The following is a 12,627-nucleotide window of genomic DNA, read 5'->3' as shown; positions in this document are numbered from 1 at the left end:
CTTTGGGTGTTTCCTAAAAGCTGATCCAGCCCTGGGCCATGGCCCATTGCAGACCAACCGTGCCGATCAGGCCACCCACCAGGGCTCCAGCAAAAGCAAGAATTCCAATCGGTGTGCCAACGGCCTGACTAGCTGGGGCGACAGGTGTGGGCGGACCTAGGCGCTCAGCGGCAGCGGACTGATGCTCCTGCTGGCGACGGACAAGGGCTTCGAAATCAGGCATTCAATTTCCTCGGCTATGGATTGATAGGCCGACCAACCGGCCATGCGTCGAGGGTCTGCCCGACCCCGGTCATCGGTAGCTGAGAAAACAGGTATTCCCTGGCTTTCAGCCTTGTCGAAGGCAGCCAAAAGCGGCACCTCCGCCGCCAAAACCGTCAGGCCAAATGCTTGCAATGCGGCCCTGGCCTCCTGGGCAGCGCGCTGTTGCCGCACATCCACCTTCACCAACACAACCGCATGGGGCACATCAACCCTGCGGAGCAACTGGGCCAATTCAACGGTCAACTCCACGGCCCGGGCCTTCGGTGAAGTGGGAAGCAGCACCAGATCCGAGCCCACCGCCAGATGCCGCAGCTCCTCTTCATCGCTACTGGCCTGGCCGTCTGTGATCACCACATCAGCAGAACGGGTCGCCTTTGCAGCCGCCTCCACTGGCACCACCACAAAGGGCAGCTCACCGCGGATGCCATAGGCCAAAGCTGAGCGATTGCGGTCGGCATCAACAACGCAAACCGAACGCCCCCTCTCAGCCCAAACAGTGGCCAAGTGGATGCTGGTGCAGGTCTTGGCGACCCCTCCCTTCTGACCAGAGACGGTGATGAACACCGCAAATCAACAACTAAGGGGAAGATAGTCGGATCAGACCTGATTTTTCTGTAAATACGGTCACGCCCCTAGCCATGCAGCCAGAAAGGATCGAGAAGTTAGGGCGATTTGCCCTTAGGGGCCTGCGGATTGGCGCCAGCACCTTCTCGATCATTGAATTGCTGAGCTCAAACTGGAGCACCGGCATATGCTCAGGCCTGGCATGGCTGATCTTTGTCCAGGTCGAGCGCAGACTCGGACCGCCAGCGGAAGAGACCCCATGAAATCCAAATCCTGGCAATCACGCCTAGCCACCACAGCTGCCTTGACCCTGCTCTGCACTGGCTGTGGCAGCAAAAGCGTGGGCCTCGATGAGCGCTGCGCCGACCTGGCAAACCTGGGCTATGGCAATCCTGCTGGCATCGAAGCGTTGCTGAAGGCCGCCAATCAACCAACAACCGGCTCCCCAGCCAGCCAACGCCAGCGGGCCATGGCCCTATGCGTCAGGATTGCCGGCTAAGCCCCAAAGAGCATGCTGCTTCTCGCCCTTGTGCTGGTGGCATCCACGCCAGCCCCAGTGATCTCGCCACCAGCTAGCCAGGGGCTTGATATAAGCATCGACGACCTCGCTGGACCCGCAGGCCCAGGCCCCATCAAGCCCAAGCACCATGGCTGGGAGGTGGAACCGGGCTGGGGCTGGGGCCCAAGCTGGGGTGGCATCGACGATGGCTTTCCCGACTATTTCTTCTGAGCAATCACCCTTAGCTGGTTAATTGGGTGTTCAGCAGATTTACGCAGCAGCTCCCTTTCGAGCATGGTGATCCGCATTTCCCGCAAACAATACTTGCAGCCGCCGGTGGTTTGAAGATGCTTTTCAGGCGTAATGGAAATCTGCTTAACAGGATGGATATTGCACTTTATTTTAACCGGTGATTTATAACTTCTATAGACTATTTCACCATAGTCGTAGTGATCGCCAAAGCGCGAAATGGCACGCTCTAAAAATAATTCATGGCTAATTGGATTGCCCATGGACCCATGCCCAGCAGAAACGCCCTAGCCCCCGGAGGGAATCGGACCATAGCTTGGAAGCATAGAGGCCGGCAGTTGGGAATGCCTTTTGTTACACACAAGCCTTTGGTTACACACCAGTCTTTTACTACTGGCTGACCTGGCCGAGCCTTTGCACATAGCCATCCAATGAACCCACATTGATCCAGCCGGTGGCGATCAGCTTGGTGTGCTCCTGGCTGACCCGGCCCCTATGCACGTGCGACATGCCCGCCGGGAAAATCGCCATCTGGCCCTGCACCGCCTCCACATGGTGCTTCTGCCAAAGGAATTCGGTGCCCCCATTCTCCAGCGAATTGCAGTAAAGAATCCAGGCCAGCACCCGCCGAATCGGTTCGGTGGCATCGTCGGCGGTGGTCCAGTCGCAGTGCCAATTTTTAAAACCTTCCCCCGGTTTATAGCGCTGCAGATTGAAGATTGGATTTACAAAAAGCGAGCGCTCAGGGCAAACCTGCAGGAACTCCCGCCGCTCGGCTAAGTACTGCTTTAGGCAACGGGAAACGGCCAACATGATCGCGTCGCTTAGACCATGGGCCTCCGGGTCGCTGCGATCCAGCCACACCAGGGAGATATCGGTGGAGACCTTGTCTGGGTTGGTCACGCCGCCACCAAAGCTGGCCCCGGAGGTGTGCAGGTCGCTGCGCAATTCAAAAAAATCGGCTACCCGCTGGCCCAATGCCGCCAGATCGGGGTCTTGATAGGTGGCAATCAGTTGCATGATCCACGCCGGGGCTAGCCCAGGCAGCCGGGATGGTTCAACCTAGTCAGCCATCCAACCCCCTTCCATGGTTCCCGAGAACCCCAGCCGTCCGCCCTGGCTGAACTGGTTGTTTCTATTGATCTTTCTCTGGAGCAGCTACCAGTTGGCTGGCTTCTGGTTCGAAAAGCTGCAGGGATAGGCATTGGCTACACAAAACTGCCAAGCAATTTGGCAATCAATCACTCCCCAATTTATATACGGGGCGGCAGGAAAGCCCTGACAACTCTCACTATCCCAGCCACCACTAGCGCCAGGGCCCCCACTGCCACGGCCACCAGCAGCACCACCGCCGCCACCTCGAGGATTCCCAGGCCAAACAACTGAATGCCGCGGATCACATTGGCCAGGGCCTTACTGAGCAACAGCAAGGTGTCGAAGCGCTGGGGAAGCTGCATCAGGGCCGCCACTAAACCCCCACCAACCGCCGCCAGCAGCAGACCCGAGCCAGCTCGCCTCCAGGGGGGATTGGGGCGGCGCTTATTAAAAACCCTGCGCTCCCCCTTGCCGGCCCTTGCCGTTCGCTTTTTGTTGCGGGGCAAGGGAGAGCGGGTCATGTCTCAAGGCTGTAGCCAGCACCGCGCATCCAGCGTTCAAATTCAATCAATACGAGCTCGTTGGGGCACTCAATCAACGACAAATCGCCAACCGTGCAATCGCCCTGGCCGCCGTGGTGCAGGGAAATATGGAAGCCATCTCCGCTCAGGCCGCACACCTCCGGATCACTGCGCACCACCACCCCCAGGTTGGCGCCCAGGCCTGCAACGCGAATGCGCAGTTGGGACCAACTCATCACTGTCATTCTTTAAGTGTGGGCAGGGAGGCAAAAACGTCAAGTCCTGGGGAGCTCTTGCCGGCGGCAGGGCTGGAGCCGGCCGGGGCCGCCGACTGTTTGGGCTGGGGCTGCTTGGGCTGGGGCAGCATTAGGCCAAGCGCCGCAGCCAGGGCCAGCACCACCGCACCCCCGATCGGGGCCGCCAGCCGTTGGGGCAACGGGGTGCGCCCAAGTACCTCCCTGGCCTTGAGGGGCAGGGGGGGCGCAATCTCAAGTTGAACCAGCACCCGGGGGTCGAGATGCACCTCATCGAGCACCCTGACCAGATCGGCCAATTCGGCGTCGTCTAGCTGGAGCTCCAGCGGCGGCACATCGCTCTGGCTACTGCGCAGTTGCAGAAGGTGGCCGCTTCCGCCAGCAGCGGGACCCACCGCCACCGGCTGGGAGTTGTCGCCAAAGGGCCGGGCGATGCCACTGACCAAATGGCGGGCGTAGGGCAGCACCACCTGCATCATCGCCACCAGGTGCTCCTTGCGGCCCTCCAGCTCAGGCCGACCAGCCCATTCCAGGCTCCAGCCCGTGATGATGCCCAGGCTGTCTGCCCCCTGGTTGGCCGACACATCGGGCAGTCCCTCCAGCCTTAGGCGACAACTGACCTGGTCGTAGCGAAGGGTTTGCTTCATGGTTGCTGGGCTCTGGGGCGGGTATGGGGAGAAATCCTGTTTGTCATGGCCAGTTAGGCGGCCGCATCCAGCAGGCTGGACTTAAGGCGATCAAAACCCCCGGCCCCCGATCCCAGGGCCAAGGCCTGAATCAGCTGGCGGCACTGGGCCATGCCCTGCTCCCGATTCAGCAGCTTTTGAACCCCACCACGGCGCAGATTCATCCGTTCGCGCACCAATTCGGATAGCCGTCCGTGGAAAATCTCCCAGCGCTGGGCCAGGAGCTCGGGCGCTTCAGCCTGGGAAAGCAGGCTGCGCACCAGCGGATAGAGGCGGTCGGCCATGCCACAGAGGATGCGAATCAGGGCATCGCTTTCGGTGCTGTTGAGCACGCCGCGGCGGGTGTTGCGGCGCAGGGGGTTATGGCAACGGCTTTTCCAGAGCTCGACCCGGTTGGGGAAGAGATCCTGAAAGCCCAGATGCTCGCTCATCCACACCAGGGCCTCACCGCCGTTGTAATCAAGGGCTTCCAGGCTGAGCAGCAACAGATCGAGACGCTCCAGCCCGCGCCGAGACAGGGCTCGGCGAGATAGATCTTGGGCAGTTTGCGGAGCCAAGTAGTCGTGGGGCATGGCTGCGATGATGCCAGCAATTGAGCCCCAGCGTCACGCCCATGGCCATTCCGGTATCCGTTGCACGGACTGAGCTGGATCTGCGCCAACTGGTGCGAGATGTGCCCGACTTCCCCAAGCCAGGCATTTTGTTCAGGGATCTCACGCCTCTGATGCGCCATCCCGAGGGCTGGCAGGAGGTGATTCGTCAGCTTTCAGAGCTCTGCGACCAGCTCCAACCCGACCTAATCGTGGGCATCGAAGCCAGGGGCTTCATCGTTGGCACGGCCCTGGCCACTGCCGTGCGCCTGGGCTTTGTACCGGTGCGTAAACCAGGCAAATTGCCCGGCGCCGTCACCGGCGTGGACTACGCCCTCGAATACGGCTCCGATCGCCTGGAGATCAGTAGCGACGCCCTCAGTGGTGGCGAAAAGGTGCTGGTCGTCGACGACCTCCTGGCCACCGGCGGCACGGCCGCCGCCTGCGCCGAGCTGGTGACAGCCGCAGGGGGCTCCCTATGTGGCTTTGGCTTTGTGGCCGAATTGGCTGCCCTAGATGGGCGCAGCAAATTGCCCGCCGGCAAACCGGTCACGTCCCTCTTGATCTACAGCTAAGGGGAGGCCTCGGCCTGCCAGCTGAGCACCTGCCCAAACTGGTCCAGGCTGATCAGGCCAAACCGCCAAAGCACCACCGGCAAGGGGGCCTGCTCCAGCTGCGACTGCTTGAACCCCAGGGCCAGGGCGCCTTCGCTCAAGCCGATTTGATGGCGTAGGTAGCGCACCAACTCGGCGGCAGGTGGGGGCTGGGGAGAGCTGCTGATCACCATCGCAACTGACAGGGGCCATGGGTCATTGCCCCCAGGCTCAACCGCCGCAGGGGCGCCAGCCGCGCCATGGCAGCCAGGGCCAGGCGCCGTAGGGGCAAGAGCAAATTAGAGCGATTTGAAAACAGCCGCACTAGAAGGTCTGTGGCGATCAAGGTGAGCAGCAGATCCGGCCAACGGCGTAGGGCATAGGCAGAAGCAAGCCTTTGCACTCGGAGCCGGCCAGCGGCAACCCTCCTGGCCTGGCGATGCAGTTCGGCCACATCCCGCCAGCAGAGGTTGAGGCCCTGGCCCCCGACGGGATGGCAGCGATGGCCGCTTTCCCCCACCAGTACGCAGTTTCCCCGGTGCAGGCGGTGGGCCAGTTGCCAGGCCACGGGGAAGGCCCGGGGCGAATCAAACAGTGCATCGGGCTGGAAACGATCCGGCAGGGCTGAGGCCAGGGCGTCCAGGAAGCCCCCATCACTGAGGCTCTCAAGCTGGCGGCATCGAGCCGTCGGGGCGCTCCAAACCGCCTGCACCTTTCCACCACCAAGGGGCAGCAGGGCAAAGGGTCCCTCGGGCCGAAGCAACTCCCAGGCCTGGTCTGCTTCGCTGCCGCGCAGGCCCACCAGGGCTGATAAACAATTCTGGCGATAGCTCCACTGCCATTGGCCGATCCCGAGCCCTTCCCTGGTGGGCGAGTGGGGGCCATCAGCAGCCACAAGCAAATCAGGTTCAGCCTGCAAATCAGCCGCCTCACTACCCAAGGAAAGGGTGATGGCTGGATGGCAGGCAAGTTGATCGAACAAGACCTCCATCAAGGGACCGTGCTGGGCGATCCAACCGAGGGCCGCACCGGGTTGCTGGGCAAGGCGGCGTCCCAGATCAGGCAATTCAAAAGTGACCTGGGCTCTGGCGCCCAAGTCTTGTAATTCCAGGTGCCTAAAAGGCACCATCACGGCCTCGAGCTGGGTCCAGAGGCCCAGATATTCCAGTAGCCGCCGGCTCGAATGGCTAAAGGCGTAGGCCCTGCTGCGGTCCAGCAAGCGGGCCCGATCTAATGGGTCAGAAATGGCCACTAGCCAGCCGGCATCAGCCAGGGCTAAAGCAGCCAGGGCACCGGTCGGGCCGGCGCCCCTAACTAAGGCTTGAAAAGGTTGAACCAAAGTTCAATTTTCAGCCGATACCTAGCAGACCGCGGGTGAAAGATTCACCGCCAAGGGCGAATTCAGTTGCGAGCAGGGCGATAAAGCCGAGCATTGCCATGCGGCCATTGAGCTTTTCAGCGCGCTCGTGGAAACCCCAGCTGCTCTCAGCAGCCACCACTTCCATGCGGGGCTCGGCAGCAAAGGCGTTGAGGCGGCCGCCGTCTTCGGTGGTCACCTGGGCTCCGCGGATCACGGCGGGGGTGGATTGAGTCACTGGAACCTCGTAACGGGTTGTGACGGAATTGTAACGCAATATTGCGGAAACCACAACAAGTTGCCCATCAGCTCAGCGCAGCCGACGCAAGCAGAGCTCCTCAAAGGCAGGCTTCAGCAGGAAGGGGTACTCGCCAACCCAGAGCTTCAACTGGGGCAGCCAGGCATCAGTGAGGGCCCCCACCCGGGAAAAATCATTGCGCTCACTTAAAACCAGCACCCTCACCAGCATCCCCTTGCGCAGCACTTTGTGCTTCTTGTTATTGAAGGGGAAGCGCACCTTGCCCAGGTAGCCCTCCTCGTCCTCCAGCTCCAGGGTGAGCCAGGCACGGCGGTTTTCCACCAACTCCAGCCGCCCCTGTTTATTGGCCTGCTCCCTTCGCTCCTCCACCACATCGGTGGTGTACATGTCGCCGATCTCACCCTCAAAAATCGCCGCCGCCGGATAGCGGCGCAGGGTGGCGTTTTTCTGGCCCGCCTCCAGGATTGGTCCCCAGAGCAAGTAGAGGGCGAACACCACGCCCACCACCAAAAAGGCCGAGCCGAATTGGCTAGAGAAGAGCAGGGTCTGGCTAATCAACAGGGTGATAACCGCGCCGATCACCGAAATCAAGACCCGCTGCAGCACCTTTTCCGGATTACCCGTACAGGCATTGAATTGCGGCCCCGTAGCCACCGCCGGAATCAGCCTGGACAACTCACCTGGGCGCAGGGGAATCAGCATCAGATCAGCCGCTCCAGGCCATACACCAACCCGCCCAGACTGCGCACCTTGCGCACCGTGAGCAATACCCCGGGCATGTAGGCCGAGCGTTCAATCGTGTCGTGGCGCAGGGTATACGTCTCACCGGGGGCACCGAACATCACCTCCTGGTGGGCCACCAGACCCGGCAACCGCAGCGAATGGAGCCTCAGGCCGCTCTCCCGCTGGCCGCCGCGGCAACCCGCCAGGGATTCGTGCTCCTCCACCTGCAGGGGATTGAAGCCCTTGCCCAGCTCCTCCATCAGCTCGGCTGTCTTGATGCAGGTGCCACTCGGAGCATCGGCCTTGCGGTTGTGGTGTAGTTCCGTCAGCTCGGCGAAGTCGTAGAAGCGGGCCGCCGCCGCCGCCGCCTGCTGCAGCAGCACCATGCCCACGGAGAAATTGGGAATCACGGCGCCCCCAACCCCAGATTTTTCGGCAAAGGCGGCCAAATCAGCCAACTGCTGGGGGCCGAGACCCGTGGTGCCAATCACCGGATGCACTCCATAGGCAATCGCCGACCGGGTGTGCTCATAAACCACCTTCGGGTGGGTGAAATCCACCAGCACTGCCCCGCCGCCGGGCCCGCTTTGACGCACCGCTTGGCTGGCCTGACAAAGACAGCCCTCCAGGTCGGCGGTTACGGCCACCTCCAGCTCGCCAAGCCCCAGCTCCAAACCCAGATCTGCACCCTCCTTACCGGGGGTGGTGTCAACCGCCCCCACCAGGCTGCAATCGGCCGACTGCAGCACCGCCTTCACCACCTCAGCGCCCATGCGACCGAGGGCACCTGCCACCACCACTGGAATGGGCGCCGGCCTGGATTGGGGGTCGCTAGCTAGGGAAAGGCCGGCCATCACGGATTAACCATTGCTGTTGAGCCTATGGGGACCACGCCCCGTGAAGCCTTAAAGCTTCGTAAGCTCGTCCGAACAAGAAAAGCCCGTCAGCGCTGATGTTCACGCAGGTCCGCTCCTCCAACCGCCGGGTCAGCCCGGCCGAAGTGAATGGCCGATCTGTGATGAAGGCCGTCTATGTGGTGCTTGAACCCCAGTACCAAAACGCCCTCACCCAGGCGGCCACCTCCCTCAATGATCAAAACGGACCCCTGGCCATTGAGCTCAGCGGCTACCTAATCGAGGAACTGCGCGATCCACAGAACTACGCCGATTTCTGCGCCGATGTGGCCGCAGCGGACGTGTTCATCGCCTCGCTGATCTTCATCGAAGACCTGGCCCAGAAGGTGGTGGAAGCAGTAGCGCCCCACCGCGACAGGCTCAAGGCGGCAGTGGTGTTCCCCTCGATGCCGGAGGTGATGCGCCTCAACAAGCTCGGCACCTTCTCCATGGCCCAGTTGGGCCAGAGCAAGAGCGCCATTGCCAGCTTCATGAAAAAGCGCAAGGAGGCCGGTGGTGCCGGCTTCCAAGACGCGATGTTGAAGCTGCTCAACACCCTGCCCACGGTGTTGAAGTATCTGCCGGTGGAAAAGGCCCAGGACGCCCGCTCCTTCATGCTCAGCTTCCAGTACTGGCTGGGCGGCACCCCGGACAACCTCCGGAATTTCCTGCTGATGCTGGCCGATAAATACGTCTTCCCCAGGGTTGGCAGCGGCGAAGGCAGCAACCGGGCGGCCGTTGAGGTAGCAGAGCCGGTCGTGTTTCCCGATCTAGGTATCTGGCATCCCCTGGCCCCGGGGATGTTTGAGGATCTCAAGGAATACCTCAACTGGAACTCCAGCCGCAGCGACCTCTCCGAGAAGGCGCGCAGGGGTCCGGTGATCGGCCTTGTGTTGCAGCGCAGCCACATCGTCACCGGCGATGAGGCCCACTACGTAGCAATCATTCAGGAGCTGGAATATCGGGGCGCCACGGTTATTCCGGTGTTCTGCGGTGGCCTCGACTTCACCAAACCGGTAAACGCCTTCTTCAAAGATCCCCTCAACCCCGACCAACCGCTGGTGGATGGGGTTGTCAGCCTCACCGGTTTTGCCCTGGTGGGCGGCCCAGCCCGTCAGGACCACCCCAAGGCGATCGAGGTGCTCAAGAGCCTCAACCGCCCCTACATGGTGGCCCTACCGCTGGTGTTCCAAACAACCCAGGAATGGGAAGAGAGCGACCTCGGTTTGCACCCCGTGCAGGTGGCCCTCCAAATCGCCATCCCCGAGCTCGATGGCGCCATCGAACCGATCGTGCTCAGTGGCCGCGACGACGCCACGGGCAAGGCCCATACCCTCCAGGACCGGGTCGAAGCCATTGCCGAGCGGGCCATTCGCTGGGCATCCCTTCGCATCAAGCCCCGCTCAGAAAAGAAGCTGGCCATCACCGTCTTCAGCTTCCCCCCAGACAAGGGCAACGTCGGCACGGCCGCCTACCTAGATGTGTTCGGCTCCATCTACCAGCTGCTGCAGGGGATGGAGGCAAAGGGCTACGCCATTAAGGACATGCCCGCCAACTCCAAGGAGCTAATGGAGGCCGTGCTCAGCGATCCTGGGGCCCTCGAGGGCGCTCCCGAGCTGGCGATTGCCCACCGCATGGGCGTCGAGGAATACGAGCGCCTGACCCCCTACTCCAAACGGCTGGAGGAGAACTGGGGCAAGCCCCCAGGCAACCTCAACTCCGATGGCACCAACCTGCTGATCTACGGCCGCCACTTCGGCAACGTCTTTGTGGGGGTGCAGCCGACCTTCGGCTACGAAGGCGACCCAATGCGGCTGCTCTATTCACGCAGCGCCAGCCCGCACCACGGTTTTGCCGCCTACTACACCTATCTGGAGAAGGTCTGGGGCGCCGACGCGGTGCTGCACTTCGGCACCCACGGCTCCCTGGAGTTCATGCCTGGCAAGCAGATGGGCATGAGCGAAACCTGCTACCCCGATTCCCTGATCGGCTCCCTGCCCAACCTCTACTACTACGCCGCCAACAACCCCTCCGAGGCCACCATCGCCAAGCGGCGGGGCTATGCCTCCACCATCAGCTACCTGACGCCCCCCGCGGAAAATGCTGGCCTCTACAAGGGCCTTAAGGAGCTGGGGGAACTGGTGGGTTCCTACCAACAACTGCGTGAAAGCAGCCGGGGCGTACAGATCGTCAATGCGGTCGTGGAAACGGCCCGCCAGTGCAACCTCGACAAGGACGTAACCCTGCCCGAGGTCGATGCTTCTGAGCTCGACCTGGATGGCCGCGACTCCGTGATCGGAGCGGTGTACCGGCAGTTGATGGAGATTGAAAGCCGGCTGTTGCCCTGCGGCCTGCACACCATCGGCAAACCCCCCACCGCCGAAGAGGCGATCGCCACCCTGGTGAGCATCGCCGCCCTGGAGCGCCAGGAAGAGGGTTATCGCTGTCTGCCCGGCCTGCTGGCCGAGAGCCTGGGCCGCAGCATCGACGACGTCTACAAGGGCAACGACCGCGGGGTGCTCGCCGACGTGGAGCTGAACCGCACCATCACCGAAGCCAGCCGCAGCGCCGTGGGTGCCATGGTTCGGGCCGTGACCGGCGCCGATGGCCGCGTAAACCTGGGCAAGCGCATGGGCCTGCTCAGGGCGCTGTTCGAACGCCTCGGCTTCAAGCGGAAGTCGGCCTGGTTTGGCGCCTGCCGCAAAGCCGGCTTCCCGGCGGTCGACCAGGTCGAGCTCGACAACTTGTTTGGGTACCTGCGCTTTTGCCTAGAGCAAATCTGCGCCGACATGGAGATGGAGAGCCTGCTGCGGGCCCTCGACGGCGAATACGTGTTGCCTGGCCCTGGCGGTGACCCGATTCGCAACCCCGGGGTGCTTCCCAGCGGCAAAAACATCCACGCCCTCGACCCCCAATCCATTCCCACCAGAGCTGCCATCGCCGCCGCCAAGTTGGTGGTTGATCGCCTGATTGAGCGCCAAAAGGCCGAGCAGGGCACCTGGCCAGAAACGATCGCCTGCGTGCTTTGGGGCACCGACAACATCAAGACCTACGGCGAATCCCTGGCCCAGATCCTTTGGTTCATCGGCGTGCGGCCCGTGCCCGATTCCCTCGGCCGGGTCAACAAACTTGAACTGCTCTCCCTTGAGGAGCTGGGCCGGCCCCGTATCGATGTGGTGGTCAACTGCTCGGGGGTATTCCGCGACCTGTTCATCAACCAAATGGCCCTGATCGACCAGGGCGTGAAGATGGCCGCAGAAGCGGATGAGCCCCTGGAGCTCAACTTCGTGCGTAAGCACAGCCAAGAGCAGGCCGAAGCCCAGGGCATCTCCCTGCGGGACGCGGCCACCCGGGTCTTCTCCAATGCCAGCGGCAGCTATTCATCAAACGTGAATCTGGCGGTGGAAAACAGCACCTGGGAAGAGGAAAATGAACTGCAGGAGATGTATCTCTCCCGCAAAACATTTGCCTTTAATGCCGACAATCCTGGCGAAATGAACCAGAATCGTGAAGTGTTCGAATCGGCCATGAAAACCGCCGATGTGACCTTCCAAAACCTGGATTCAGCCGAAATTTCCCTCACCGATGTGAGCCACTATTTCGACTCCGACCCCACCAAGTTGATTGCTGGCCTTCGCGAAGACGGCAAGGCTCCCACCAGCTATATCGCCGACACCACCACCGCCAACGCCCAGGTGCGCTCCTTGAGCGAAACCATTCGCCTCGATTCGCGCACCAAGCTGCTCAACCCCAAGTGGTACGAGGGCATGCTCAACTCCGGCTACGAGGGGGTGCGTGAGGTGGCCAAGCGGCTCAATTTCACCCTGGGCTGGAGTGCCACCAGCGGCGCCGTAGACAACTTTGTCTACGAGGAAGCCAACGAAACCTTCATCAACGACCCGGAGATGCGCAAGCGGCTGATGGAGCTCAACCCCCACAGCTTCCGCCGCATCGTTGGCACCTTGCTGGAGGTAAACGGCCGGGGCTATTGGGAGACCTCCGACGAGAACATTGCCCAACTTCAGGAGATCTATCAGGAAATTGAAGATCGCATCGAAGGTGTCACTAGGTAGGTCTTGG

General features: G+C 61.8%; 17 protein-coding genes. 5 read left to right on the top strand and 12 right to left on the bottom strand.

Annotated features, from left to right (window positions below):
• Nucleotides 1–156: 156 nt before the first annotated feature.
• The gene (locus tag KBY49_RS02020; RefSeq protein ID WP_254933103.1) at nt 157–828 is read right to left on the bottom strand and encodes a ParA family protein; all 672 of its coding nucleotides are present in this window, start codon (nt 826–828) and stop codon (nt 157–159) included.
• A 74-nt stretch (nt 829–902) separates the two neighbouring features.
• Here KBY49_RS02020 and KBY49_RS02015 point away from each other — a divergent pair, with 74 nt between their 5' ends.
• From KBY49_RS02015 to KBY49_RS02005, 3 genes are read left to right on the top strand one after another with little or no spacing between them, the layout of a single operon-like run.
• Nucleotides 903–1,091 (top strand): hypothetical protein, encoded by a 189-nt coding sequence (locus tag KBY49_RS02015; RefSeq protein WP_254933102.1) that lies wholly within the window; start codon nt 903–905, stop codon nt 1,089–1,091.
• On the top strand, nt 1,088–1,327 hold the full coding sequence (locus KBY49_RS02010; protein ID WP_254933101.1) for a hypothetical protein: 240 nt from the start codon (nt 1,088–1,090) through the stop codon (nt 1,325–1,327). The genes KBY49_RS02015 and KBY49_RS02010 overlap by 4 nt, the downstream gene beginning before the upstream one ends.
• Before the next feature lie 12 nt (nt 1,328–1,339).
• On the top strand, nt 1,340–1,558 hold the full coding sequence (locus tag KBY49_RS02005) for a hypothetical protein (protein WP_254933100.1): 219 nt from the start codon (nt 1,340–1,342) through the stop codon (nt 1,556–1,558).
• On the opposite strand, the gene KBY49_RS02000 is transcribed toward KBY49_RS02005, so the two are convergent.
• From KBY49_RS02000 to KBY49_RS01975, 6 genes are all read right to left on the bottom strand, one after another.
• Nucleotides 1,546–1,839: a hypothetical protein gene (locus KBY49_RS02000; protein ID WP_254933099.1), complete on the bottom strand. Its 294-nt coding sequence runs from the start codon at nt 1,837–1,839 to the stop codon at nt 1,546–1,548. The two genes, KBY49_RS02005 and KBY49_RS02000, sit on opposite strands and share 13 nt — an antisense overlap.
• Before the next feature lie 127 nt (nt 1,840–1,966).
• A complete protein-coding gene (locus tag KBY49_RS01995; protein WP_254933098.1) occupies nt 1,967–2,596 on the bottom strand; it encodes a 2OG-Fe(II) oxygenase in 630 nt (209 codons plus the stop codon).
• A 233-nt stretch (nt 2,597–2,829) separates the two neighbouring features.
• Nucleotides 2,830–3,192 (bottom strand): hypothetical protein, encoded by a 363-nt coding sequence (locus KBY49_RS01990; RefSeq protein WP_254933097.1) that lies wholly within the window; start codon nt 3,190–3,192, stop codon nt 2,830–2,832.
• The gene (locus KBY49_RS01985) at nt 3,189–3,437 is read right to left on the bottom strand and encodes a hypothetical protein (protein ID WP_254933096.1); all 249 of its coding nucleotides are present in this window, start codon (nt 3,435–3,437) and stop codon (nt 3,189–3,191) included. Before KBY49_RS01985 ends, KBY49_RS01990 begins: the two co-directional genes overlap by 4 nt.
• Entirely contained in the window at nt 3,434–4,093 is a 660-nt protein-coding gene (locus KBY49_RS01980) for a DUF4335 domain-containing protein (RefSeq protein WP_254933095.1), read from the bottom strand. Before KBY49_RS01980 ends, KBY49_RS01985 begins: the two co-directional genes overlap by 4 nt.
• Before the next feature lie 53 nt (nt 4,094–4,146).
• Complete coding sequence (locus KBY49_RS01975; RefSeq protein ID WP_254933094.1) at nt 4,147–4,704, bottom strand: DUF3038 domain-containing protein; 558 nt, start codon at nt 4,702–4,704, stop codon at nt 4,147–4,149.
• Between the two features lie 41 nt (nt 4,705–4,745).
• Between KBY49_RS01975 and KBY49_RS01970 the strand changes: the two genes are divergently transcribed.
• Nucleotides 4,746–5,297: an adenine phosphoribosyltransferase gene (locus KBY49_RS01970; protein WP_254933977.1), complete on the top strand. Its 552-nt coding sequence runs from the start codon at nt 4,746–4,748 to the stop codon at nt 5,295–5,297.
• Here KBY49_RS01970 and KBY49_RS01965 read toward each other — a convergent pair.
• The 5 genes from KBY49_RS01965 to dapB form a co-directional block, all read right to left on the bottom strand.
• On the bottom strand, nt 5,294–5,509 hold the full coding sequence (locus KBY49_RS01965; protein ID WP_254933093.1) for a DUF2949 domain-containing protein: 216 nt from the start codon (nt 5,507–5,509) through the stop codon (nt 5,294–5,296). The genes KBY49_RS01970 and KBY49_RS01965 overlap by 4 nt on opposite strands.
• Nucleotides 5,503–6,654 (bottom strand): FAD-dependent monooxygenase, encoded by a 1,152-nt coding sequence (locus KBY49_RS01960; protein ID WP_254933092.1) that lies wholly within the window; start codon nt 6,652–6,654, stop codon nt 5,503–5,505. The genes KBY49_RS01965 and KBY49_RS01960 overlap by 7 nt, the downstream gene beginning before the upstream one ends.
• A gap of 10 nt (nt 6,655–6,664) precedes the next feature.
• Complete coding sequence (locus KBY49_RS01955; RefSeq protein ID WP_254933091.1) at nt 6,665–6,910, bottom strand: high light inducible protein; 246 nt, start codon at nt 6,908–6,910, stop codon at nt 6,665–6,667.
• A 72-nt stretch (nt 6,911–6,982) separates the two neighbouring features.
• A complete protein-coding gene (locus KBY49_RS01950; RefSeq protein WP_254933090.1) occupies nt 6,983–7,633 on the bottom strand; it encodes a hypothetical protein in 651 nt (216 codons plus the stop codon).
• On the bottom strand, nt 7,633–8,508 hold the full coding sequence (dapB, locus tag KBY49_RS01945) for a 4-hydroxy-tetrahydrodipicolinate reductase (protein WP_254933089.1): 876 nt from the start codon (nt 8,506–8,508) through the stop codon (nt 7,633–7,635). Before dapB ends, KBY49_RS01950 begins: the two co-directional genes overlap by 1 nt.
• A gap of 98 nt (nt 8,509–8,606) precedes the next feature.
• Here dapB and KBY49_RS01940 point away from each other — a divergent pair, with 98 nt between their 5' ends.
• Complete coding sequence (locus KBY49_RS01940; protein ID WP_254933088.1) at nt 8,607–12,620, top strand: magnesium chelatase subunit H; 4,014 nt, start codon at nt 8,607–8,609, stop codon at nt 12,618–12,620.
• The last annotated feature ends 7 nt before the right edge of the window (nt 12,621–12,627 follow it).

This window comes from Cyanobium sp. WAJ14-Wanaka (assembly GCF_024345375.1).
GTDB lineage: Bacteria > Cyanobacteriota > Cyanobacteriia > PCC-6307 > Cyanobiaceae > Cyanobium_A.
This window is presented reverse-complemented; position numbering and strand designations above follow the sequence as displayed.